Source organism: Phnomibacter ginsenosidimutans (assembly GCF_009740285.1).
GTDB lineage: Bacteria > Bacteroidota > Bacteroidia > Chitinophagales > Chitinophagaceae > Phnomibacter > Phnomibacter ginsenosidimutans.
On the sequence record NZ_CP046566.1, the window covers coordinates 394,699 to 417,101 of the forward strand.

General features: G+C 47.4%; 17 protein-coding genes and 2 pseudogenes. 12 read left to right on the plus strand and 7 right to left on the minus strand.

Annotated elements, in window-relative coordinates:
- Window positions 1-46 precede the first annotated feature (46 nt).
- From GLV81_RS01610 to GLV81_RS19780, 3 genes are all read right to left on the minus strand, one after another.
- Window positions 47-535, minus strand: coding sequence for a MarR family winged helix-turn-helix transcriptional regulator (locus tag GLV81_RS01610; RefSeq protein WP_157476249.1), 489 nt, complete (start codon window positions 533-535; stop codon window positions 47-49).
- A gap of 185 nt (window positions 536-720) precedes the next feature.
- Window positions 721-1,473, minus strand: coding sequence for a radical SAM/SPASM domain-containing protein (locus tag GLV81_RS01615; RefSeq protein WP_246186176.1), 753 nt, complete (start codon window positions 1,471-1,473; stop codon window positions 721-723).
- On the minus strand, window positions 1,416-1,748 hold the full coding sequence (locus GLV81_RS19780) for a hypothetical protein (protein ID WP_246186177.1): 333 nt from the start codon (window positions 1,746-1,748) through the stop codon (window positions 1,416-1,418). The genes GLV81_RS01615 and GLV81_RS19780 overlap by 58 nt, the downstream gene beginning before the upstream one ends.
- A gap of 405 nt (window positions 1,749-2,153) precedes the next feature.
- Here GLV81_RS19780 and GLV81_RS01625 point away from each other — a divergent pair.
- The 5 genes and pseudogenes from GLV81_RS01625 to GLV81_RS01645 all read left to right on the plus strand — a co-directional run bounded on the left by GLV81_RS01625 (window position 2,154) and on the right by GLV81_RS01645 (window position 12,755).
- A pseudogene (locus GLV81_RS01625) lies at window positions 2,154-2,710 on the plus strand (glycoside hydrolase family 25 protein).
- 117 nt (window positions 2,711-2,827) lie between these two features.
- Window positions 2,828-3,721, plus strand: a complete 894-nt coding sequence (locus GLV81_RS01630) for a toxin-antitoxin system YwqK family antitoxin (RefSeq protein WP_197428841.1) — start codon at window positions 2,828-2,830, stop codon at window positions 3,719-3,721.
- An 82-nt stretch (window positions 3,722-3,803) separates the two neighbouring features.
- Window positions 3,804-4,889: a glycine cleavage system aminomethyltransferase GcvT gene (gcvT, locus tag GLV81_RS01635; RefSeq protein WP_157476257.1), complete on the plus strand. Its 1,086-nt coding sequence runs from the start codon at window positions 3,804-3,806 to the stop codon at window positions 4,887-4,889.
- Window positions 4,890-5,070: 181 nt separating this feature from the next.
- Window positions 5,071-6,135 (plus strand): hypothetical protein, encoded by a 1,065-nt coding sequence (locus GLV81_RS01640; RefSeq protein WP_157476259.1) that lies wholly within the window; start codon window positions 5,071-5,073, stop codon window positions 6,133-6,135.
- Between the two features lie 179 nt (window positions 6,136-6,314).
- Complete coding sequence (locus tag GLV81_RS01645) at window positions 6,315-12,755, plus strand: CARDB domain-containing protein (RefSeq protein WP_157476261.1); 6,441 nt, start codon at window positions 6,315-6,317, stop codon at window positions 12,753-12,755.
- A 32-nt stretch (window positions 12,756-12,787) separates the two neighbouring features.
- Here the strand turns inward: GLV81_RS01645 and GLV81_RS01650 are convergent, their stop codons facing one another.
- Window positions 12,788-13,165 carry a DUF2116 family Zn-ribbon domain-containing protein gene (locus GLV81_RS01650; protein WP_157476263.1) on the minus strand — a complete coding sequence of 126 codons (378 nt, stop codon included), beginning with the start codon at window positions 13,163-13,165 and terminating at the stop codon, window positions 12,788-12,790.
- Window positions 13,166-13,337: 172 nt separating this feature from the next.
- On the opposite strand from GLV81_RS01650, the gene GLV81_RS01655 reads away from it, so the two are divergent.
- Window positions 13,338-13,679 carry a single-stranded DNA-binding protein gene (locus GLV81_RS01655; protein WP_157476265.1) on the plus strand — a complete coding sequence of 114 codons (342 nt, stop codon included), beginning with the start codon at window positions 13,338-13,340 and terminating at the stop codon, window positions 13,677-13,679.
- A 112-nt stretch (window positions 13,680-13,791) separates the two neighbouring features.
- Here GLV81_RS01655 and GLV81_RS01660 read toward each other — a convergent pair whose 3' ends face one another.
- Window positions 13,792-14,838 (minus strand): tetratricopeptide repeat protein, encoded by a 1,047-nt coding sequence (locus tag GLV81_RS01660; RefSeq protein ID WP_157476267.1) that lies wholly within the window; start codon window positions 14,836-14,838, stop codon window positions 13,792-13,794.
- 476 nt (window positions 14,839-15,314) lie between these two features.
- A complete protein-coding gene (locus tag GLV81_RS01665) occupies window positions 15,315-16,007 on the minus strand; it encodes a porin family protein (protein WP_157476269.1) in 693 nt (230 codons plus the stop codon).
- Between the two features lie 203 nt (window positions 16,008-16,210).
- Between GLV81_RS01665 and GLV81_RS20970 the strand changes: the two are divergent.
- From GLV81_RS20970 to mnmH, 3 genes and pseudogenes are all read left to right on the plus strand, one after another.
- Window positions 16,211-16,585 (plus strand): annotated as a pseudogene (locus GLV81_RS20970) (2-phosphosulfolactate phosphatase); the annotation flags it as partial.
- A 97-nt stretch (window positions 16,586-16,682) separates the two neighbouring features.
- Window positions 16,683-16,940: a 2-phosphosulfolactate phosphatase gene (locus GLV81_RS20975; RefSeq protein ID WP_281350761.1), complete on the plus strand. Its 258-nt coding sequence runs from the start codon at window positions 16,683-16,685 to the stop codon at window positions 16,938-16,940.
- A 13-nt stretch (window positions 16,941-16,953) separates the two neighbouring features.
- Complete coding sequence (mnmH, locus tag GLV81_RS01675; RefSeq protein ID WP_157476271.1) at window positions 16,954-18,066, plus strand: tRNA 2-selenouridine(34) synthase MnmH; 1,113 nt, start codon at window positions 16,954-16,956, stop codon at window positions 18,064-18,066.
- A 15-nt stretch (window positions 18,067-18,081) separates the two neighbouring features.
- Here mnmH and GLV81_RS01680 read toward each other — a convergent pair whose 3' ends face one another.
- The gene (locus GLV81_RS01680) at window positions 18,082-18,579 is read right to left on the minus strand and encodes a DUF5606 family protein (protein WP_157476273.1); all 498 of its coding nucleotides are present in this window, start codon (window positions 18,577-18,579) and stop codon (window positions 18,082-18,084) included.
- 161 nt (window positions 18,580-18,740) lie between these two features.
- Here GLV81_RS01680 and uppS point away from each other — a divergent pair, with 161 nt between their 5' ends.
- The 3 genes from uppS to GLV81_RS19785 all read left to right on the plus strand — a co-directional run bounded on the left by uppS (window position 18,741) and on the right by GLV81_RS19785 (window position 22,365).
- Window positions 18,741-19,496: an undecaprenyl pyrophosphate synthase gene (uppS, locus tag GLV81_RS01685; RefSeq protein ID WP_157476275.1), complete on the plus strand. Its 756-nt coding sequence runs from the start codon at window positions 18,741-18,743 to the stop codon at window positions 19,494-19,496.
- 135 nt (window positions 19,497-19,631) lie between these two features.
- Complete coding sequence (locus tag GLV81_RS01690; protein WP_246186178.1) at window positions 19,632-22,163, plus strand: BamA/OMP85 family outer membrane protein; 2,532 nt, start codon at window positions 19,632-19,634, stop codon at window positions 22,161-22,163.
- Entirely contained in the window at window positions 22,096-22,365 is a 270-nt protein-coding gene (locus tag GLV81_RS19785; protein ID WP_246186179.1) for a BamA/TamA family outer membrane protein, read from the plus strand. Before GLV81_RS01690 ends, GLV81_RS19785 begins: the two co-directional genes overlap by 68 nt.
- Window positions 22,366-22,403: the final 38 nt, after the last annotated feature.

The following is a 22,403-nucleotide window of genomic DNA, read 5'->3' on the forward strand; positions in this document are numbered from 1 at the left end:
CTTCCTGTGAGGGAAGCCTCGATCTTAACAAAGTTTGTCTTGCTGCTTACATTACAGCTCTCAGAAAGGGAACTTCCTGTTGTGCTTCAATGGCTCTGGCTTTATCCAGCAATTGGCTCAGCGTAGCAATTTCTGCTTCGTCGAGGTTGCCAAGAATGCCATCCATCTTGTGGTCATGATTATCGATTTCAGCCAAAAGCTCCATGCCTTTTTCAGAAATTACGACATCTACCAAGCGTTTGTCGTGCAGCGATACAGATTTCTGTACCAGACCTTTCAGCACCAGACGGTCTACAATACGGCTGGTGTCACTCATTTTGTCGAGCATTCTGTCGCGGATTTGCATAGTGCTGAGAGGCTCTTCTGCGGTGCGAAGGATGCGCAAAATGTTGTACTGCTGATTGGTTAAATTAAAATGATCGAGGTGCTCTTTCATCTTTTCCATCACCCAGTTATGGGTAAGGATAAGGTTCATCATAGCCTTCTGACAATCATTCCTGTAGGTTTGTTGACGCAATGCGTACTCAATGCCCATAGGTCACTGTTTAAGGGTTACAAAAAGGGGGTGTTAGGGGGCGTTTAGGTATCGAAGGTAGACAAAGCATTCCAGAATTTCTGCATGCATGCCAAACTATATCCAATGATTTGGTGATTTTTCAACAAATCAATCATTGTTTGAACAATTTTTGAAAATTTCAACGGTTAAACGATGAAATTTTATCATTTCTCCCAAACTTTTAGACCCTCGCTGCAATTGGCACAGATGTCGATGTTTTTGCGGCTGGTCATGAGTTCTCTTCTAAACTGTTGGTAGTTATCATTTTGCCACACTTCGCGGAAAGACTGGCGTTGTAAATTGCCCAGTTGGTGCATGGCATCTTTGTCGAAGCAACAGGGTACCACCAAACCATCCCAAGTGATGACATTGCCGCTCCACAGGCGCCAGCAATGGTTTTGCAGGCCACTTTTAATTTCCATTTGGCCTTGTCCGTTTTTGCGGTAGCGGCTGTATTTGTCAATAGTGGGAATGAGTTGGTTGGGGTCGGTTTCGTAATCGTACACCTGTGCAGTTTTAAACCGTACCTGATCCACACCAATATCTTTTGCCAGCTTTTTGATATCGGCAATTTGGTGCTCGTTGGGCTTTACCACCAAAAACTGAAAAAACACAAAAGGCGTCTTGCTGTTGAGGGCTTTTTTCCAGTATACAATGTTGCGGGCACCTTCCAGCACTTTTTCGAGCTTGCCACCTACCCGATAGCTTTGGTACACGTCTTGTGTGGTGCCGTCAATGCTGATGATGAGGCGGTCGAGGCCGCTTTCTACCGTTTGGCGGGCTTTTTCATGGGTCAGGTAATGAGCGTTGGTGCTGGTGGCGGTGTAAATGCCCTTAGTGTGGGCATACTTTACCATGTCTAAAAACTGCGGATTGAGGTACGGCTCACCTTGAAAATAGAGAATGAGGTACAACAAATCGGGGGCAATATCGTCGATGGTTTGGCGAAAAAATCTTGCTGAAGCATGCCGGTGGGGCGGGAGAACTCCCGCAGGCCACTGGGGCACTCGGGACAACGCAGGTTGCAGCTGGTAGTAGGTTCAAAGGAAATGGAAACGGGTAGCCCCCATTGGATAGGTTTGCGCAGCCACTTGCTGAGCTGATAGCTGCTCCATACTTTGCCTGCATTCCACAATCGGCGCAGGGTGAGCTTCGACAAAAGATTGACCGTATCGTTCCAATGAATGTACATGCGCCTGCAAAATACGGTAGGGTGCTGTCAGTTGGCCATTTGGGTGGCAAGGTTTCTCAATTCGCAAATGCCGAACCCTAAATTTTGCGTAAAACCCACTGCGAAAAAATTGCTGTAATGCAGACAGCTAATTTCGCTGCACAAACAGCACACATGGCCAAAAAAGCGAACCGGGCTTTCTTTCGTTTCTCCATCGTCGTCCTTTTATTTATTGGGGTGTTGCTGGGGCTGTTTGTTTGGCAGCAGTTCAACAAAGCCTGGAACAGCTGGCAGCATGAAGACGACCCGGACAATACGTTTACGCTGTACAGCAATTTTGGTATTTGGCTGCCCAATCAGTACAGCATTCATGGCATTGACGTAAGCCGGTATCAAAAGCGGGTAAACTGGTCGCTGGTGAGTAAAATGAAAGACAATGATGTGCGGTTACAATTTGCCTTCATCAAAGCTACCGAAGGGGCCGACCTGCTGGATGAGCAATTTATGCGCAACTGGAAACGAGCCCGTGAGCACCGCATGATTCGGGGGCGTATCATTTTTTCAGAGAAAGCTCTGGCGGCCATGAGCAGGCCTTGTATTACATACAACAGGTGGATTTACTGCCCGGCGATTTGGCCCCCGTGCTGGATGTAGAAACCTATACGGGCAACGACATTGATGCATTTTTAAATGAGATAGAAGTGTGGCTGAAGTTGGTAGAGGCTCACTATGGTATTAAACCGGTGCTGTACAGCAACGCTGCCTTTTATAACCAATACCTGCACGACCGGTTTTCAGATTATCCATTGTGGGTAGCGCATTACCAAAACCGTGATAAACCAAGGGTAGACAGAGAGTGGCAGTTTTGGCAACACAGCGAAACTGGCAGGGTAAATGGCATACGGGGCAAAGTAGATTTTAATGTGTTCAATGGCGATTCTGCCAGTTTTGAAGCCTTACGTATTCCGTTAAAGAATCGTTGAGATTGAATCCCAACCGGTCAGTTTGACAATTGGATGATGAAGCCCTGTCAAATCTGTTTTTCCTTTGCACAACAATTTGATGCCTGCTATTGTACATTTATGAAAAGCTTGCCTGCTATGCTACAACAAGTACTCCTTTGCGCAGGGCTATGCTCTGTTTTGGCTTCGGCCAATGCCCAACAGTTTTCCGGTCAGTTTACTTCATTGCTCAGTCAGGAAGTGTTGATACAACACGCCTCAGGACAGCAACATGCCGATGCGGCTCACCTGAGTGTAACCATGCCGGCATCGCTGCAGCAATCTGCCGAAGCACATTGGCCGCCATCGCTGATGAAGCAAGTGGTGCGGTGGCAAAAAGCACCTTTTGGCAGGCATGCCAGTATTGTAACCGGCTGGTATGCCAACGGGCAAAAAGCACTAACAGTAACCATGCGGCAGCAGCATTTGCATGGCAACTGGCAAAGCTGGTACAGCAATGGCCAGCACCGCGATAGCGGCCGTTTGGAACACAATCAGCCCGACGGCATGTGGAAGCTTTGGCATGCCAATGGCCAACTGCGCAGTGTACGCATCTACAATGCCAATAAACACGATATGATACAACTGGCTTTGCGCCAGCAAAACCCCAAATTAACTTTCCAGCCTTTGGCTGTACAGTCGCTCAAACATCCTGAGCAATTGCACCGGCATACACGGGCCAATGCTGTTTTGCCTGCCATGGCTGGTGAAGAAACAGCCCCAGATTTGCCTTTTTCTGCGGGGCTGCCACATGGGGTGGTAGAAGATTATTTTGCCAACGGCCAGCCAGTAATTGTAGGACAATACAACACAGGTTTGAAAGAAGGTCCCTGGCAATACTATGCAGCAAACGGCCAGTTGTCGGCCAGTGGATACTATTGGCAAGGCCACCGGCATGGTGCCTGGAAAGTGTACACAGAAAACGGTAAGCTGAAACTGCTGCAAGAATATGTGCATGGCAGGCTGGTACACAGTAAGCAATACCATCGTTAGGGTTTCATTATCTGTCGGGTTCGTTTTCTTGTACAGTCCATCGGCTGTGCTTGCTTACATTTGCGCCTCATTCAATAAGCTTATGAAAAATACTCCGTTTACACATTTACACATAGCACTCGGTGCTAAAATGGCCGAGTTTGCCGGATACAATATGCCCATTAGTTACAGTGGCATCAACGATGAACATGCAACTGTACGCAGTAATGCCGGAGTGTTTGATGTAAGCCACATGGGTGAGTTTATTTTGAAAGGACCCGATGCGCTGGACCTCATTCAGCGGGTAACCAGCAACGACGCCAGCAAACTCACTGCCGGCAAAGCACAATACAGCTGCCTCCCCAATCATGATGGTGGTATCGTAGACGATTTGATTGTGTATTGCCTCGAAGAAAACAAAGCCTATATGCTGGTGGTAAATGCCAGCAATATTGAGAAAGACTGGAACTGGATCAGCAGTTTTAATACCAAGGGTGTAGAAATGCACAACATCAGCGATAAAACTGCTTTGCTGGCCATTCAGGGTCCTAATGCTTGCAAGATGTTGCAGCCACTTACCGAAATCGATATTTGCAACCTAACGTACTACACATTTGCGAAGGGTGTATTTGCAGGTGTAGAAAATGTGCTCATTAGTGCTACCGGCTACACGGGCAGCGGTGGCATCGAAATTTATTTCGACAACAGCAACGACAATGCCGAGAAAATTTGGAATGCCATTTTTGAGCTTGGTACACCACAAGGCTTGAAGCCGATTGGCTTGGGTGCCCGTGATACATTGCGTTTGGAAATGGGCTATTGCCTCTACGGCAATGACATTGACGATACCACCAGCCCGCTGGAAGCTGGCCTGGGTTGGATTACCAAGTTCACCAAGTCATTTACCAATAGCGAAGCCCTGCACTTGCAAAAGCAAAACGGGATAAGCCGCAAACTGGTGGGTTTTGAAATGGTAGACAAAGGCATTCCCCGCCACGGTTATGATATTAAAAATGCCGCCGGCGAAGTGATAGGTGTAGTAACCAGTGGTACACAGGCCCCCAGCCTCGGAAAAGCAGTGGGCATGGGTTATGTAGCCAACGGACTCAACAGCATCGACAGCGAAATTTTTGTAGATGTTCGTGGCCGGCTGCTCAAAGCCAAAGTGGTGAAAATGCCCTTTGCATAATTGAAGTATACAGCTACCAATAGCCGACAGCCTCCTGCTATGGGAGGCTGTCGGCATTTTCAGGATTTTCGAAGAGGCGTATTTCTACGCAGTTGAAATCATGGTTTTAGGGGATTGAAGAACGCTGGGTGAAGGTTCATCTTGTGGCACCATTTAAAAACTTTCAAAACATACCCCAACCATGAGAAAGATTGTAGCAGGCGCCGCATTGCTGGCCGCCATCACCATGCCCCAACTGAGTTTTGCCAAAATCTGGCGATTGAACAACAACGCCGGCGTTACTGCCGATTTTACCAACATCAACGCTGCCGTTACCAATGCCAGTGTAGTGTCGGGCGATACCATACACCTCGAAGCGAGTGCAACAGATTATGGTAGTGCTACCCTTACCAAACGATTGGTGATTATTGGGCTCGGCTACTTTCACGATCCAGCCAACACTTCCTACCCTGGCAATACCGGTTTGCAAGCCAGCACTATGCCCGGCATGGTATCTTCTCTCACTTTTGGTACTGGTAGTAATGGGTCAAAATGCATTGGCGTTCAATTCAATGGTTCTGCTGGATTTAATGCCAATCCAAGCCCGCTCAATATCACATTGGAAAAATGTTTCATTGGCACTGGTGTTTTTTTCCCTTCTACAGCTGTTAGTGCAGTAACAATCAGAAAATGTTTTTTCAATAATGCCCGTATTGAAGCCAATACGGCCAATACGTTGTCAGATTTCGTTTGTGAAAACAATATTTTCTATAGCACATTTGCTTACCTGAGTTTGCCAGGATTGACAGGAAGTAATAATATTTTCCGCAACAATAGTTTTAGTGGCGTGGGTGCGGCCAGCACTATCAGCAATTGCTATGTAGCCAACAATATTTTTGGCACCAGCCCCAACATTGCATTTACCAATTGCACTATTAAAAACAATTTGTTTCAGGCCAACCAAACCTTGCCGCCCACAGCTACCAACAACCAGATTAATGTGAACATGACCAATGTTTATGTGGGTGGAACTACGGGTAGCATCGACTCTCGTTTTGCATTGAAGTCAGGCTCTCCCGCCATTGCCGCCGGCCTTACAGTAGGTGCAGTAACCACACCAGACTGCGGTGCTTTTGGCGCTACCGATCCTTACAAATTATCAGGTATTCCCAATATTCCCAGCATTTATGCATTAACGGTTCCCATTTCTATTCCTGCGGGCAGCAATACGATGAACGTTACGTTCAGCACCCGTAGCAACAACTAGGGAGTTACAAGTTTTGAATAGTAAACATGGTGAGCAGGTCTGAACTGCTTTCTTGCACACACGTGCACACCATTGTTGCAGCGCAGCCTATATCGATGCGCTGCAACAACCTACTGCGCATTGCCTGCAAACCCTTGCAGGGCAATGCCCAACATTGAAATACCTGAAAACTACCACACATGAAAAAATGTGTACTCCTTTTGATGATGCTGAGCTGTATATGGCGGGCTTATGCACAAGACCCCGCTTATCCTGCAGCACCTGCTGCACGGCCGCTCATCAGTGCCGCAGAATATTTTATTGATGCTGACCCTGGTGTTGGGAGTGCAACTGCCATAGCTGTATCCGCTGCTACCGATATAGCAAATCTTGTATTTGCTGCCAATACCACTGGCTTGAGCAATGGCGTACATCGTTTGTATATTCGAACCAAAGCTGCCGATGGCCAATGGAGCATCACACAGCAAAGTGATTTTTTGTACGATTTTAATCCGGTCTATCCCGGTGCTGCACCAGCGTTACTCAACATTACTGTGGCGGAGTATTACATAGATACCGATCCGGGTTTTGGAAATGGTACTGCTATTACGATTACACCTGGCACCAATCTGTCAAACGTTACTACAACCGTTAATACTACCGGTCTGAGCAATGGTATACATCGGGTGTACATACGGGTTAAAAACAGCACTGGCCATTGGAGCCTCACCCATGTGGGTGAGTTTTTGGTGGATGCAGACCCAGCATACACTTCGGCGCCGGTAATGGTGCCTGTAAATGGGGCCGAATATTTTATCGATACCGACCCCGGCTTTGGTAATGGTACTGCCATTACACTTACTACTGGCAATGATGTAAGCAATATCATTGCAGGTATCAACACTACTGGTTTGAGTAGTGGTGTACATCGGGTGTTTATTCGTAGTAAAAACACCAGCGGCTATTGGAGCATTGTACAGATAGGCGAATTTGTGGTAGACAGCGATCCCGTTTATCCGGCTGCACCTGCTGCAGTGTCCAATATTGTTGCCGCCGAATATTTCATCAATACCGACCCCGGTGCAGGAAATGCAACGGCTATTCCTGTAACCGCAGCAACGGATATCAATAGCTTACTTGCCAGCATCAATACATCAACGTTGATTCCTGGTACATACGAGTTGTTCCTGCGTACAAAAAATGCGGCAGGCATATGGAGCATTACCAACCGTGCCCGCTTTGTAGTAGAAATCGTTTCCGATCCATTGTATCCGGATGCACCAGCAGCTGTGCAAAACATTAGTGCCGCTGAGTATTTCATCAATACCGACCCCGGCTTTGGCAATGGCACACCCATAACCGTAAGTGCTGCTACCCAATTGGCAGATATCAATGTGGCAGTAAATACCAACGGACTATTGCCAGGTACATATAAATTGGCGATTCGTACCAAGAGTACGGATGGCAAATGGAGTGTTAGTAACGTACGTGAGTTTGTGGTAGAAATTGCCAATGATCCAGCATATCCATCTGCACCTGCAGCTTCGGCCAATATCACTGCTGCCGAATACTTTATTGATACGGATCCTGGCAATGGCAATGCAATACCTGTAACCATTGCCACAGCTGCTACCGTGCCTAATGTAAACGTAACGGTAAATACCAGCGGTTTGTCATTAGGCAAACACCTATTTGCTTTGCGTACCCGTGATGCGGCTGGCATTTGGAGCATCCGCAACATACAATCATTTGTAGTGGGCACATTAACGGTGCAGCCCGATACTGTTCGTTTTGGCGATGTGCCGGTTACTACCAGTGTTTCACAAAACATCAGCATCGCCAACAATAGTGCCACTACGCAAACCATCAACAGCATTAGTGTTGGCGGCGCATTTGCCAGCACAGCTGTAGCACCGCTGACCATCAACAGCGGCCAATCCATTACCATTCCGGTGAGCTTTACGCCAGTGGCTGTATTACCGTATCAAAACAGAGTAACGCTGGAAACAACCGCTGGACAGTATGTGGTAGAATTGACAGGTACAGGTTTGGGTGTCATCAATGCATGGACAATAGAACCTTCTACCGGCCGCAACTATGGTACAATAGAAGTAAACAGCAACAGTACGTACAACTTTACGCTGCGCAATACCGGCAATGTAGCCATTACTTTACAATCAGTGAGCAGTAGCGATGCGGCATTCACACCCACATTCACTGCCGGCACCAGTATTGCAGCGGGAGCTACCATTACTGTTCCTGTTAGATTTACGCCCACAGCTGTAGAAACATACAGCAGCATTCTCAAGATTAAAGCTGCCACTGGCGGCCCCGATTCTGTTACCACCACGCTTACAGGTACGGGATACATTGCAGCAACACCCCCTGTATTGCGTTTTGTGCAGGCTGCACCTTATCTCGGCACCACAGGTGTCAATCCGCCCGCTGGCCAAACAGGTACTTACACCTATAAAGTGGTGTACAGTTCTGCAGACAACAATGCACCTGCTGCCAACCAACCTCAAATAGGCATCGACCTCAACGGCGACCAGGATTTTAATGATGCAGGAGAAGGTATTTTCAGCATGACGAAAGAGGGAAGCAGCAACGATTATGTAACGGGCGTAGTGTATAGCTATACCGCCAACTACAATAGCTATAGCAATACCATGGGCTATCGCTTCTTTGCCAAAGATGCCTTGGGCAATCAGGCTACTACGGTCAATAGCAATTACATTGCCGGCCCTGTGGTTACTTTCCAACTACTCGATCTGAAATTGTTTGCCAATGACATCAGCTTTAGCAAAGCCAATCCTGCGCCGGGCGAATCGTTTGTGGTAACAGCGAAGATTACCAACAACAGCGCCTTTACCAGCAGCAATGTACCGGTGTATTTCTACAGAGATACCATTGTGTTGGACAGCGCTATTATTCCTACAGTCAGCCCGTATAGCATCAGCACGGTTACCAAAACCATGTCATTTGCAGTGGATGGTTTCTATCCCATCAAAGTTTGGGCCGATCCTAATCATATGTTGAATGAAACAAATGTGCTGAACAACTATGCCATACGTCCGGTGATTGTAGGCAGACCCATTTTGCCCGGAGGTATTACCGTTACTTCAACGGCGCAATTGCAGACCTGCCCGTTGCGGTTAATCATTAGTGGCAACGCTGTGTATTTCGGAACTAGTATCGCCACCAATGTAGCCGGTGCAGAAGTAACCATCAACACAGGTACCGGGCTGTATATCACTACTACCGATGCCAATGGCAACTATCGTTTGGTGATAGAAAACCCTGCTTGTGGAGGCACCTTGCAATACACTGTGAGTGTAACAGACTTTACATTTACGAGCAGCTTGTTTACAGGAGCCATTGCTATTGCCTGCCCTGCACCCAATGCCTGTGTGCCGCCGCCATCATCAGGTGGTGTGCAAGCCAGCTTTGTAGCTACCGGCAATCCTTGCGCCAATACCGTAGGCAATACTGTGCAGGCAAATGTTACCGTCACCTATCGGTCGAGAGATTTGTCGAACTTCTGGAACAGCCAGGACCGCATTTTCAAAGACACCATTAAAGTATTCCTCGATGGTGTGTTGATTGATACTTATTTCAGTTATGAAGATCCCATTTTCGGAGCCACAGCAGTACCGGGCGAAGTGAAAACCATTCCGGTAAATGTGCCCCTGTCTTCAGCAGGTACACATGTGGTAACTGTGGTGCACAATTACGTGTACAATGAGTACTTCCAAATTGAATCGCCATTCTATCGGGGTGAGATGAAGCCTATCAGCAACACCACAACTACCAGTGTGTTTGTGGCGCCCAACCTGCCTGATTTAACCATTGGCAATTTCCGTCAAACCAGTTACAGAACCTTTGCGTTCGACGACATCAACAACAACTGTGCAGATGCGGGTTCGCATGTGGTAAGGGTGCTGGATGTAACCGGAACGCCGCAACTGTTGCAGGAAATTACCGTGGCTTCATTGCTCAAACGCAGCAGCAGAAATATTGTGTACAGTGGTCCTTTACTTTCTGTTGGTACACACCGCATCCGTATTGTAACAGATACTTTAGGAACAGTGACTGAAGAGCTTGAAACAAATAACGTGTTTGAAGTTACGATTGTAGTTCCTGCAACTGATATCAGTGTTACCAATGTAGAACCGGCTACTACTGCGTTGAACCCAGGCACACAGGTTCGCTTCAAAGCCACACTGAAAAACACAGGTATTGCTGGTGGCGCATTTGCAGTTCGCTTTACAGCTGGCGGTACGGCTATCGGCAATGATATTGCTGTAGCAGGCATAGGTGAAAATACCGAAATCGTGGTGACATCCGATTTGTTTACCGTGACCACAGCGGATAAAGATTGTCCCATAGATATCAACGTGATTGCTGATATCAACAATGCTATCATAGAAAGCACAAAAGCCAACAACAGCAAGCTGGTGAAGCTGGGTAGTGATATCAATCCTACGCAAAAACCAAGTGAGTTTGGCAGCGCCGGCAATCCCAGTAGGGTAAGGGTGAATCAAAGCAAAACCTTCAATGCGTACATACGCAATGTGGGCAACAGGGACATCAGCAATGTGCCGGTGATGTTTGTATACAACAATGTGAAGATTGGTGAAGCCATTATCCCAAGCATTAAAGCGGGAGAATTCTTCCCGGCCGTGGCTACGTTTACCTACAGCTTCAACACGGTGGGCAATGCCATTGTACGGGTGGTAACAGATTCTGCCAATCTCATTTGCGAAGCAGACGAAGCCAACAACAGCAGTAACTTCTATGTATTGGTGACAGATGTAAAAGAAGACCTTGAAGTCTTGTCGCAATACATTTCACCAACAGCATTGAACCCCAATCCGGGTCAGCAGATTTCGCTGGTGGGTACGGTGAAGAATGTGGGCAATCGTACATCAGCGGCTTCTGTGTTGCGTTTCTATGTCGACAATATTCAGTTGGGCAATGACATTCCTTTCAATGCATTGCTGCCCGGTCAGGATACGACTGTTGCCGCTTCGGCGCAATATTCATCCCTCATTGCCGGTGTAAAAATCATGAAGATTGTAGCCGATCCGCAGAATGTAGTGAGTGAAGAAAACGAAACCAACAACGAAGCTACCCGTGCAATGATTGTAGGCGACGCACCAGATATGGCGGTGATGGGCTTGCGGCCGTTGCGCTTCAATCCATCGGGCTTCAAAGCTGGCGATAGTGTGCTGGTAAGCCTGACCGTACAGAACAAAGGCGCACAGCCCGGCAGTGCCTGGGTACGCTATACCATACTCGATGCCGGCGATGCTGTTGTGGCCATTGACAGTGTATTCTTCTCGTTGAACAACGGCGCCAATATGCAGGTGAGCAAGAAGCTGTTGTTTGAAGAAACGAGTGGTACTGTGATAGCAGAAATCGTTAACTGCAGCCCTGTTGAATTTGATGTGTTGAACAACAGTGCAACGTTGCCATTCAGCACCATTGGTAGTGCCAGCAGCAACCTCACAGTGAATGGCAATCTGGACATGCGGATGGCATTGCCTGATGATGTGCCTGGTTGGATTGGTGGCAAATTGTTGCTCGGCGATTTTGACCTCACAGTGAATGGTGATATCCTGAATGCAGATACAGCGCATTTCATTGTCACAAACGGCACCGGACGTTTACGCATCAACAACAACAAGTCCAGCAATGTATTCCCTGTGGGTACCAGCATTGGTAGCAGCAACTTTGTAAAAATCAGCAACGCTGGTGTGCAAGACAATTTCAATGTACGTGTATTGCCTTACGTGCTGCGCAATGGTACCAGTGGCGATACCATCATCAACGGCAGTGTAAACCGCACCTGGCTGATAGAAGAGCAAGTGCCCGGTGGCAGCAATGCAACCATAGAAATGTTCTGGTTTGCGCCGCATGAACTGAGCGGCTTCGATCGTAGCCAAAGTCGCACAGCACACTACACGGCGGGCAACTGGCAGCTTGGTACAGCAGGCATTGCCGGCACCGATTCTGTAGTGGGCCGTTACAGCAAGTCTCAGGCAGGCTACAGCAGCTTCAGTCCGTTTACGGTGAGCAATGGTTTTGGTGGCGGCTTGCCTGTTACCTGGTTGTCGTTCAAAGCCAGCTTGCTCAATGGCGAAAGCCATTTGCAATGGACTACCGCCAGTGAAACCAACAACAGTCATTTTGTAGTAGAACACAGCCGCGATGGCCAGGTATTTACAGCTTTGCAACAGCTGCCAGCAGCAGGCAATAGCACTGTATCACGTACATACAGTTATGTTCACCAGCAACCAACAGAAGGAGCTAATTACTATCGTATTAAACAAGTAGACAGTGACGGCTCATTTACTTACTCAGCAGTGCAAATGTTGCAGGTACAACCGGCTGCATTGGTGGCCAGCATTGCGCCCAATCCTGTGGCGGGTATGCTTACGCTTCGCTTGTCGAAAGCGTATAGTAAGCCGCTGCAATACACAGTAGTCAGCAGTACAGGCTCCGTGCTCATGCAAGGCAGTTTGGCAGCAGGCAGCAACCAGCTCTCATTGCAGGTAGCACATTTGCCGCAAGGCATGTACAAGCTGGTTTTGCTGGCGCCGGAAGAAAGAAAAACACTCAGCTTCTTGAAGCAATAAAACAAAAATTGTAAGCAAGGGTAGACTTCGGTTTACCCTTGCTGTTTTTCTACCCTTTTTACAACCAGCACCCAATCGCCTTCCAACGACAGGTAGCCATACTCGTAGCAAAAGCAATACACATTGCCTTTTTTGTTGCTGTACTGGTGGGTGAAATATTGAAAATTGAAACCCGCATCCACCAGCTTTTGCCTCGGGCATTTGCCCAGCTCTTCGCCGGCAGGTATCAGGCGTTCGAGTATGCGGCGGTTGCTGCGCAGCACGGCATTTATTTTTTTGATGACAGCCGTGTCTTCCGCCTTTAGTTGGTTGTTGTATTGGGTGCGGCAGTAGTCGTCGCAAAATTTTTTGTCGATGCGCCCCTTGATGGGCTTGCCGCAGCTAAGGCATTGTTTAAGTGTGGGTTGCATGCTTCAAAATAGTAAAAAAAATCCGTGTACACACGGGTATACACGGATACATACGGAAGTAAACGGATAAATGCCGACTTGGGTTTGGCGGCGGTTACAGTTTTGCATTGTCAACGCTGCAACAACAGCAGTAGCAAAACAAAAACATTCATCACACAAAAACTGAACCGTTATGAACGCAATGAAGAACAGAGTACAACTGATTGGCAACCTGGGAAAAGATCCGGAAGTAAGAGCCATTGACAATGGCAACAAAATGGCCCGCATGAGCATTGCTACCAGCGAAACCTATCAAAACAACAAGGGCGAAAAAGTAACCGATACCCAATGGCACACAGTAGTGGCTTGGGGCAAAACGGCGGAGCTGGTTGAAAAGTTGCTGACCAAGGGTAGCGAAGTAGCGTTGGAAGGCAAATTGGTCAACAGAAGCTATACCGATAAAGACGGACAGAAAAAATTCATTACCGAAGTGGTGGCGCAAGAGTTTTTGCTGCTCACCAAAAAAACGGCCTGATACCACCCTGCCGTCATCTTTTACCACCTACACCCTTAGGCCGCTGCAGCGCCGTTCCGTATCGGAGCGGCGTTTTTTGCCATTGTTGATTGGTGGGCAGCAATGACAAGAGTTAAATACATTTTTTAAAGTTACTAGCAAAAAATGCTTCAAATTCTGCAGGGCTTTTACCAGAGTATTCTTTATAGATGGCACGTACATATTCCTTAAATTCCTTTTCACTCGCAATTTGTACAACCGAATTTTCGGTAAGTTTCAATAGTGCAAATTCGCAAACCTCATTGTATCGTTTTTGTATAAAAAGGCGTTTCATTTTTAAATCATAGCAAACACCACGTTGGTAAAGCACTGTCTCATCTGCTCGCAATTGAGTATTTAGGTTTTCAAAATAGTAATCGAGAAATTCATCAAGCTTTGCATATTGCTTTGTAAAAAGCCAATGTTGAGCCAAGTATGCCATCCCTTTTATATAATCTCTTTGTCTGTTGCACGACTCCGCTTTTTTTATCTCCCTTATGATAGAATCCTCTGCACTTCTGAAACTAATCCTTTCAATTAATGGTTCGTTTGGATATCTTTTACCATAAAGCTGAATGAAGGATGCTGCTTTCGTTAGTTGCTTTTGCATAGTGCAAATTCGAATCAGGGCTCGAATAGATTGATACGGATAATAATTGAAAGCCAATAGAGATTCATAAGTATTTATGGCCTTTTCATACTCTCCCAAGGTCTCATAAGCATTGGCTTTTATAAATTCCAATCGCAATGGCTCACCTTTAACTGCATTCAAAGTCGCATTTGAAGAGTCAATTATAGTAAGCGCAAGCTGTTTACTGGGCTTTTCTAAGTTCCGTAAGTATAAAAATTCTATATAATGCAAATTCACAGGAGAATTTTCATCTTCATACCCAACGACTTGGAGACTGGACAAAAAACTAGCTGGCAAATTTTGTAAAGCCTCTTCATATCTATAAACCAGATAATTCATTTTGAGGTCTTTTCTATTTTCGGGCTCTATGCCAGAATAGACACTGTAGGTCAAGGTATCCATTGGAAATTTTTTCAAGAAATACAAAGCACTGTCAAGCTCAGATTTATTGATGTATTGAATGATTAAACTAAAAGTGTCTTTTGTTGCATAATTGTCTTGAATACCCAAAATAGATTTAGTATTGGTTTGCAGGAAAGCTGTAGAACTGTCATTGATTGAGAGTATTCGTTTTTTCGATGACTCTTGGTTATGACAATGAACATTAATCACCCCAAAAAGAGGAGTAAATAATGGATTTTACTATACATCATTTCTAAATGGAAATATTACTAATGGTAAATTCAATACTCTAATTTAAGGACAGCGATTTTTTATTCTGTTATTAAGTTACCGAGCAACAATGTTATAAGGGGAGGATACGGAAACAGTACTGCACAGAGGTAGGAGCAGGCCCGGCCATCCCGATGGCTATCGGGAGCCCGGAGGGATCGTGTTGGTCTTGTCCCGATAGCTATCGGGATTTTTGGTCCTTTTTGTATCAAGACAAAAAGGACATGCAATAGGAACACTGCAATACTCTGCTGGCGATGATGAAATGGCACCTCGCCATTGTTGGTCGCCAGACCAACAATGCTTAATAACCTCTACTTGCCAAAAAAATATCCAATCATCACGCCCATGTTCCGATTGAAATATTCATCCCTTGGCTGGCGTATTACCTGTCCGTTTTGCTGCTGAATAGTCGTTTCGGCACCATTGCCCAAATTATTCAATCCATGCGTGTAATAGAGCTTGGCAAAAAATCCTTTGGGCAGGGTGATGGCCAATTGCAGCTGTGCTCCCCAGTCAATCCCTTTCAGCTGGGTATTGTTGTACATCCCAAATTCAAGATCTTCTTTGATGGTAAAAGACTGGCCCAGCAACACATTGGTTTCTTTATAGTAACCCGATAATGCTGTAGCCAATGCCGGCCCGGCACCAATACTCAACGTATATTTTTTCAACGGTACATTGTAAGCAACCACAATGGGCATTTCGAGGTAATTAATTTTTTGCTCACCATCGGTTTTGTAGGTTTCGCCTATGTCATTTTTCGCTTCCTTGTATTGGTAGCCTTTCACTACATAGTTGAGGCCGGGATGCAGCGAAAAGCGTTTGCCCAATTCTATGCGGGTATCTACCCCAGCCGAAAAACCAACCAGTGCTTTGTTGGAAACTGTGGCCATGTTTTGCTGCACACTGGCACTATGGGCACCTGCTTGTATGCCGATCCGCAACTGGGCATGGACGGAAACAAAGAACAACAGCAAGAAAATGGACAGATAGCTTTTTTTCATGCGATTTGTATTGGGGGTGCAATATAGCTGCCCGCAGCATTCCGAAACATGAGGCCGCACAGCAGCTGCCAAAATTTGCCGTCGTACCAACTTTGAAATGGCATAGCTTTTTGTTGGTCAGGCGACCAACAAGGGCGAAGACAAATCATGCTGCACAGAGCAATCACCGCGGCATCGGCCCTCAACCAATATCTTTGCGCCCTATGAGTGAAGCAAAACCTACGTTGTATACCTGCCTCTCACCATCGTTGTTGCATTTGTACGATGTGAAGGATTCGATAGTGGTAGTCATTGATGTGTTCAGGGCTACCAGCACCATTGCGGCCGCCTTGCACAATGGCGCTACCAAAATTATTCCGGTAGATAGTGTGCCCGGTGCCATTGAACTGGGCGAAGAGCTGGGCGCCATTACCGCCGGTGAAAGGGATGGTAAAATTGCCCCCGGGCTGCAGTATGGCAATTCGCCGCTGGAGTATCCGCAGGATTTTATCGGCGGCAAAACCCTGGTGCTCACCACCACCAACGGTACCCGCCTGCTGCACATGGCGCTGAAAAACGGTGCCACCGAAGTCATCACCGGCGCCTTTGCCAACCTGAGTGCCGTATGCAATCATTTGGTGGCCAGTGGTAAAAACGTCATCCCTCGGTTGCGCTGCATGGAAAGACCGTGTCAACATGGAAGACAGCCTTTTTGCCGGAGCCGTAGTGAGCCGTGTACGCCAGCATTTTCAGGTGTTTTGCGATGCCAGCCTGGCGGCAGAAACACTGTACACTACCGTAAAAGACGACCTCTGGAATTATACCAAACAAACCACGCACTACCATCGCCTGGCATCCTATGGTTTGGAAAAAGACATGGAGTGGTGCATCACCCACGACATAGCCAATGTGCTGCCTGTCTATCAGGATGGTGCCTTGATAGCCAAAGCATAACGCAGTCCTATTTGTGATTCGCTCCATTTCCATATCCGATTATTTTCAGCAGTATAGCCACGGCTTGCTGCTGGATGTGCGTAGCCCCGGCGAATACGAGCATGCACACATACCGGGTGCTCGTTCGATACCTTTGTTTACCAACGACGAACGCAAAGTGGTGGGCACGGCTTACAAACAGGAGAGCCGCGAAAAAGCCATCAAAATAGGGTTGAAATATTTTGGTCCGAAGATGGTGAAGATGGTGGAGGAAGTGGAAAAGCTGAAGGCGGAAAGCATAAAGCTTAAGGCTGAAGGCAAAGGACAAGAAGAAGTAGATTTTCCGATAGTGGTGCATTGCTGGCGGGGCGGTATGCGTAGTGCGGGTGTGGCCTGGCTGCTCGATTTGTATGGCTTTGAGGTCTACACGATTAAAGGCGGTTACAAATCGTTCCGGCACTGGTGTCTGCAACAGTTGGATGCATCGCATGCCATGCACATTATTGGCGGCTACACTGGCAGTGGTAAAACCGAGCTCTTGCATGCCCTGGCCAGTAGGGGAGAATACATCATTGACCTGGAAGGACTGGCCAGCCACAAGGGTTCAGCCTTTGGCAACATCAACATGCCGCCGCAGCCTTCGCAGGAAATGTTTGAAAACAAACTGGCTATGGCGCTGGCTGCAGCCAAGGGCCGTACCATTTGGATGGAAGACGAAAGCCAGCGCATTGGCGATGTCAACATGCCCTTTGGTTTTTTCAAAAAAATGCGGTCTGCTCCTTTGTATTTCCTCGACATTCCTTTTGAAGAACGCCTCGATTACATCGTCAAAGATTATGGCAAAGGCGATATTGAAAAACTGGTGAATGCCATCATCCGCATTCAAAAACGGTTGGGTGGGTTGGAAGCGAAAAACGCCATTCAATGCCTGCTGGAGCAAGACATCCGCGGTTGCTTTGCCATTTTGCTGCGCTACTACGACAAGTGGTACCTCAAAGGCCTCGATCGAACATCGCATAGATGTGGGCGACAGGTTGACAAATCTTTCGCTGCCGACCACCAATGCTATGGCCAATGCCACGGCATTATTAAACCTTCCCGCTGCGGCGCAGGCATAAAAAAACCGGCCGAAGCCGGTTCTGATTGAATTCTTATTTGCTGATTATTCCTCAGCCGCTTTTTTCTTACGGGTTGTTTTTTTTGCTGGTGCCGGTGCTTCCGCTACTTCAGCAGCAGGCTCCGCTACCGGTTCTTCTGCGGCTTCAGGCGCTTCGGCTACACTCAGTTTCAGCTCCACATTGGCGGCCTTGAGTACGCCAAACCACTTCACCATTTTCTTCATGTCACTGCCGTATACCCGTTCAAAGTCCATGTCGGGAAATACTTTTTCGAAGTAGCCACGTAGTGCTTTGCTGTCTTTGGTGTCGGGCAGGCTGGTGCCGGCTTTGTCCATGGCCTGAAATATTTCTACCAGGTTCACATTGTCCTGCACGGTATAAATTTCAATGCTTTCGAGGTGCGAAAACTGGTGAACACGGCTGCTCACAAAGCGGGTGCTGCCGTCTTCCAGGCTTTTTACAATGGCGCCATCGTTTTTAGAAGAAACCAGTTCAAACAAACCGCCGAGGCCGGTTACCGAAATAATTCTGTTATAATCCATGTGTCGATTTTTTGAAAGAATGGGGCGCAATGTAATACAAGATGGCTACATAAGCTACCCCCTGCTGCTGGCCGGTCACATATTAACTTACCGCTGCTTACGCTACCGCACCTATTACACATTACATTTGCACACATTTTTAAGGCAACCAATTCCTTTGCATGGAGCATCTTGAAGCGCAAATAGACAAGCAACGGCTTCCCCGCCACATTGCCATCATTATGGATGGCAACGGCCGCTGGGCGCAGGAGCAGGGCCAAGACCGGCTCTTTGGGCACTTTCACGGCGTAGAAAGTGTACGCAACATTGTGGAAGGTTGTGCTGAGCTGGGCGTGGAATACCTTACCCTCTATGCCTTCAGCACCGAAAACTGGGACCGCCCCGAATACGAAGTAAACGGCCTGATGGAGCTGCTGGTAGACACCATTCGCCGAGAAACCGAAACTCTGAACAAAAACAATATTAAACTCCACGTAATAGGCGACCGCCGAATGCTGAGCGAAGCCGTAAACAAGGAGCTGGATGAAAGCCTGGAAATAACGGGGCAAAATACCGGTCTCAACCTCATTATGGCCCTGAGCTATAGTGGCCGCTGGGAGCTGGTCAATGCCGTACGCAACATAGCTGCCGACGTAGAAGCCGGCCGCCTGAAAGCCGCCGAAGTAGACCAGGCTACCTTGCAGCAATACCTCTGGACCAGCGAGTACCCCGACCCGGAACTGATGATCAGAACCTCGGGCGAATACAGGATCAGCAACTTTTTGCTGTTTCAGCTGGCCTATGCAGAGCTGTACTTTACCAACACACGCTGGCCCGATTTCAGAAAAAAGCACCTGTACGAAGCCATTCTCGATTTCCAAAACCGGGAACGCCGCTTTGGCAAAACCAGTGCTCAAATAACCAACGACCCGCTGTAACCCTTGTACCGCAATCGTTTTGCTGAAACCGACACATACTTTTGATACGTCCCTTTTAACATTGACTTACCATCAAAGCCAGTAATTTGCCGTCTTTGATCGCAAGCGATAAACCAACTGAAACCTTTTTGTTGCATGTCCTTTAATAAATGCGGGTACTGCCTGCTGGCTGTATTGATGATGTTTGGTGCCGTGGCGGTACAGGCACAGGATACCACTGCTGTATCGGTAGACCCGGAACTGGAAAACATTTTTCAGCAAAAAACACCCAAAGAATACATTGTTGGCTCCGTAGTAGTGACGGGCAATAAATACTTTGACAACGCTTTGCTGCTGTCTATTGCCAACCTCAATGTTGGCGACAAAATTGTGATTCCCGGTGGCGATAATTTTAGCCGTACCATCAATAACCTTTGGTCGCAGAACTATTTCAGCAATGTCACCATTTATATTACCCGCCTCGAAAAGCCCAACAAGCTGCACCTCGAAATTGAAGTACAGGAACGCCCCCGCTTGCAAAAGTTTACGTTTACAGGGGTAAAAAAAGGCGACATAGAAGACCTGCAAACCAAATCGGGTTTGGTGGCCGGCCGCATTGTAACGGAAAACAACAAACAGCTGGCCATTGATGCCATTGTAAAATACTATCAGGAAAAAGGCTTCCGCAACATCAAGGTAAAAGTGGCCGAATTGCCCAGCCCTACCGTTCCCAATGCTTCCGATTTGGTGTTTGATATCGACAAGGGCAAAAAGGTAAAAGTGGGCGACATCTATATCGGTGGCAATGCACAGGTGCCTGAGCTGCGGGTGAAGCGCCAAATGAAGGGTACGAAAGAAATGACCCGTATTACCCTGTATCCTGCCAAAGACACGCCACTGCTGGCAGAAAAAGAAACTGTAAGCATCGAAAAGATTTTGGAAAACCAGGGCTTCCTGCAACCAACGGTTATCAAAAACAATTTGGATCCTTATTTCCGTTTTAAACTCTTTAGCAGCGCCAAGTTCGATGCCAAGAAATACGAAGAAGACCGCGAAAAAATTCTGGACTATTACAATACCCTTGGCTACCGCGATGCCCGTATTGTAAAAGACACCATCTACGACAACAGCAAGGGAAGCCTGAATGTGGAAGTAATGATGAGTGAAGGCCGACAGTATTATTTCGGCAACATGATTTTCCGGGGCAATACCAAATACTCCGACTCATTGCTGCGTGTGCTCATGGGCATTAAGAAGGGAGATATTTACAACAAAGAAACCCTCGATAAATCGCTGGGTAAGCAAATGAGTGCCGATGGTGGCGGTACCGATATCAGTGCATTGTACATGGATGATGGATACCTGTTCTTCCGTGCCGAAGCCAACGAAACATCTGTTTACAACGATACCATCGACCACGAAATCCGTTTGTTTGAAGGTCCGCAGGCTACCATCAAAAACATCAACATCAGTGGTAATGAGAAAACGAAGGAATACGTCATTCGTCGTGAACTGCGTACCATACCCGGCGAAAAGTTCAGCCGTACCGATTTGATTCGTAGCCAACGTGAAATTGCCAACCTCAACTTTTTCAATCAGGAAACGATTGGTATTAACCCCGTGCCTGACATGAGTGATGGTACGGTGGACATTAATTATAGTGTAGAAGAAAAATCAAGCGACCAGCTGGAACTGAGTGCCGGTTGGGGTGGCGGTATTGGTTTGACAGGTACCCTCGGTGTAACCTTCAACAACTTCAGCATCAAAAACATTATGAAGCGGGAAACCTGGGATCCCCTGCCCAGTGGTGATGGCCAAAAACTGAGCCTGCGTTTGCAGAGCAATGGCCGAGCCTTCCGTAGCTACAACTTTAGCTTTACCGAGCCATGGTTGGGCGGCAAAAAGCGCAATTCATTTACTGTAAGCGTTTTCGATACCAAGTTTTCTAATGCTTATAACTACCTCACCGGCCAGTATGAACGTACACCATCATCGTACATTAAAACTACCGGTGCCAGCGTGGCCCTCGGTCGTCAGCTCAAGTGGCCCGATGACTTCTTCAGCCTGCTCACGTCTGTAAGCTATTCTCGTTATACACTGAAAGACTACCAGTTTTTCGAAGACTTCCGCAATGGGGTGAGCAACAACCTGAGTTTCAAAATTGCTTTGCAGCGGTCGAGTATCGACCAGCCATTGTTCCCCCGCAGCGGTAGCAATTTCACCGCCAGCCTGCAGTTTACACCGCCATGGAGTGTGTGGGGCAAATCGAAAGTGTACAACACACCAGAAGATCGCTACAAACTCATTGAGTTTCACAAATGGCGTTTCAATGGCGAGTGGTATGTGCCGCTTAGCCGTCCGCATGGGGCCGAACGCAATAAGCAACTGGTGTTGAAACTGGCTGCCAAATATGGTTTCATTGGTCGCTACAACAAAGACCTGGAAATATCGCCGTTCGAACGCTTTCAGGTGGGCGATGCGGGCCTGAGCAACCAGTTTGCCCTCATTGGTTTTGATGTGGTGGCACACCGTGGTTATCCGGTATATCAAACCAGCGATCCTAGAATCAACCCCGATCGAGCAGGGAGCCAGCCGCTACTTCACCATCTTCAACAAGTATGTGGCCGAAGTTCGCTATCCGCTCAGCCTCAACCCCAGCAGCACCATCTTTGCCCTCGGCTTTTTTGAAGCTGCCAACGGTTGGTACAGCATGAAGGATTATAACCCTTTCAAACTGCGCCGCAGTGTAGGCTTGGGTATGCGTTTCTTCCTGCCGATGTTTGGTTTGCTGGGCTTCGACTACGGTATTGGCCTCGACCGCCTTACACCGGGCAACGGCTTGAAAGATGCTACCCGCTTCACATTCATGCTCGGCTTCGAACCGGAATAATAAACAATGGCCGCTGGCTATTAACGCTTTGCTAACCC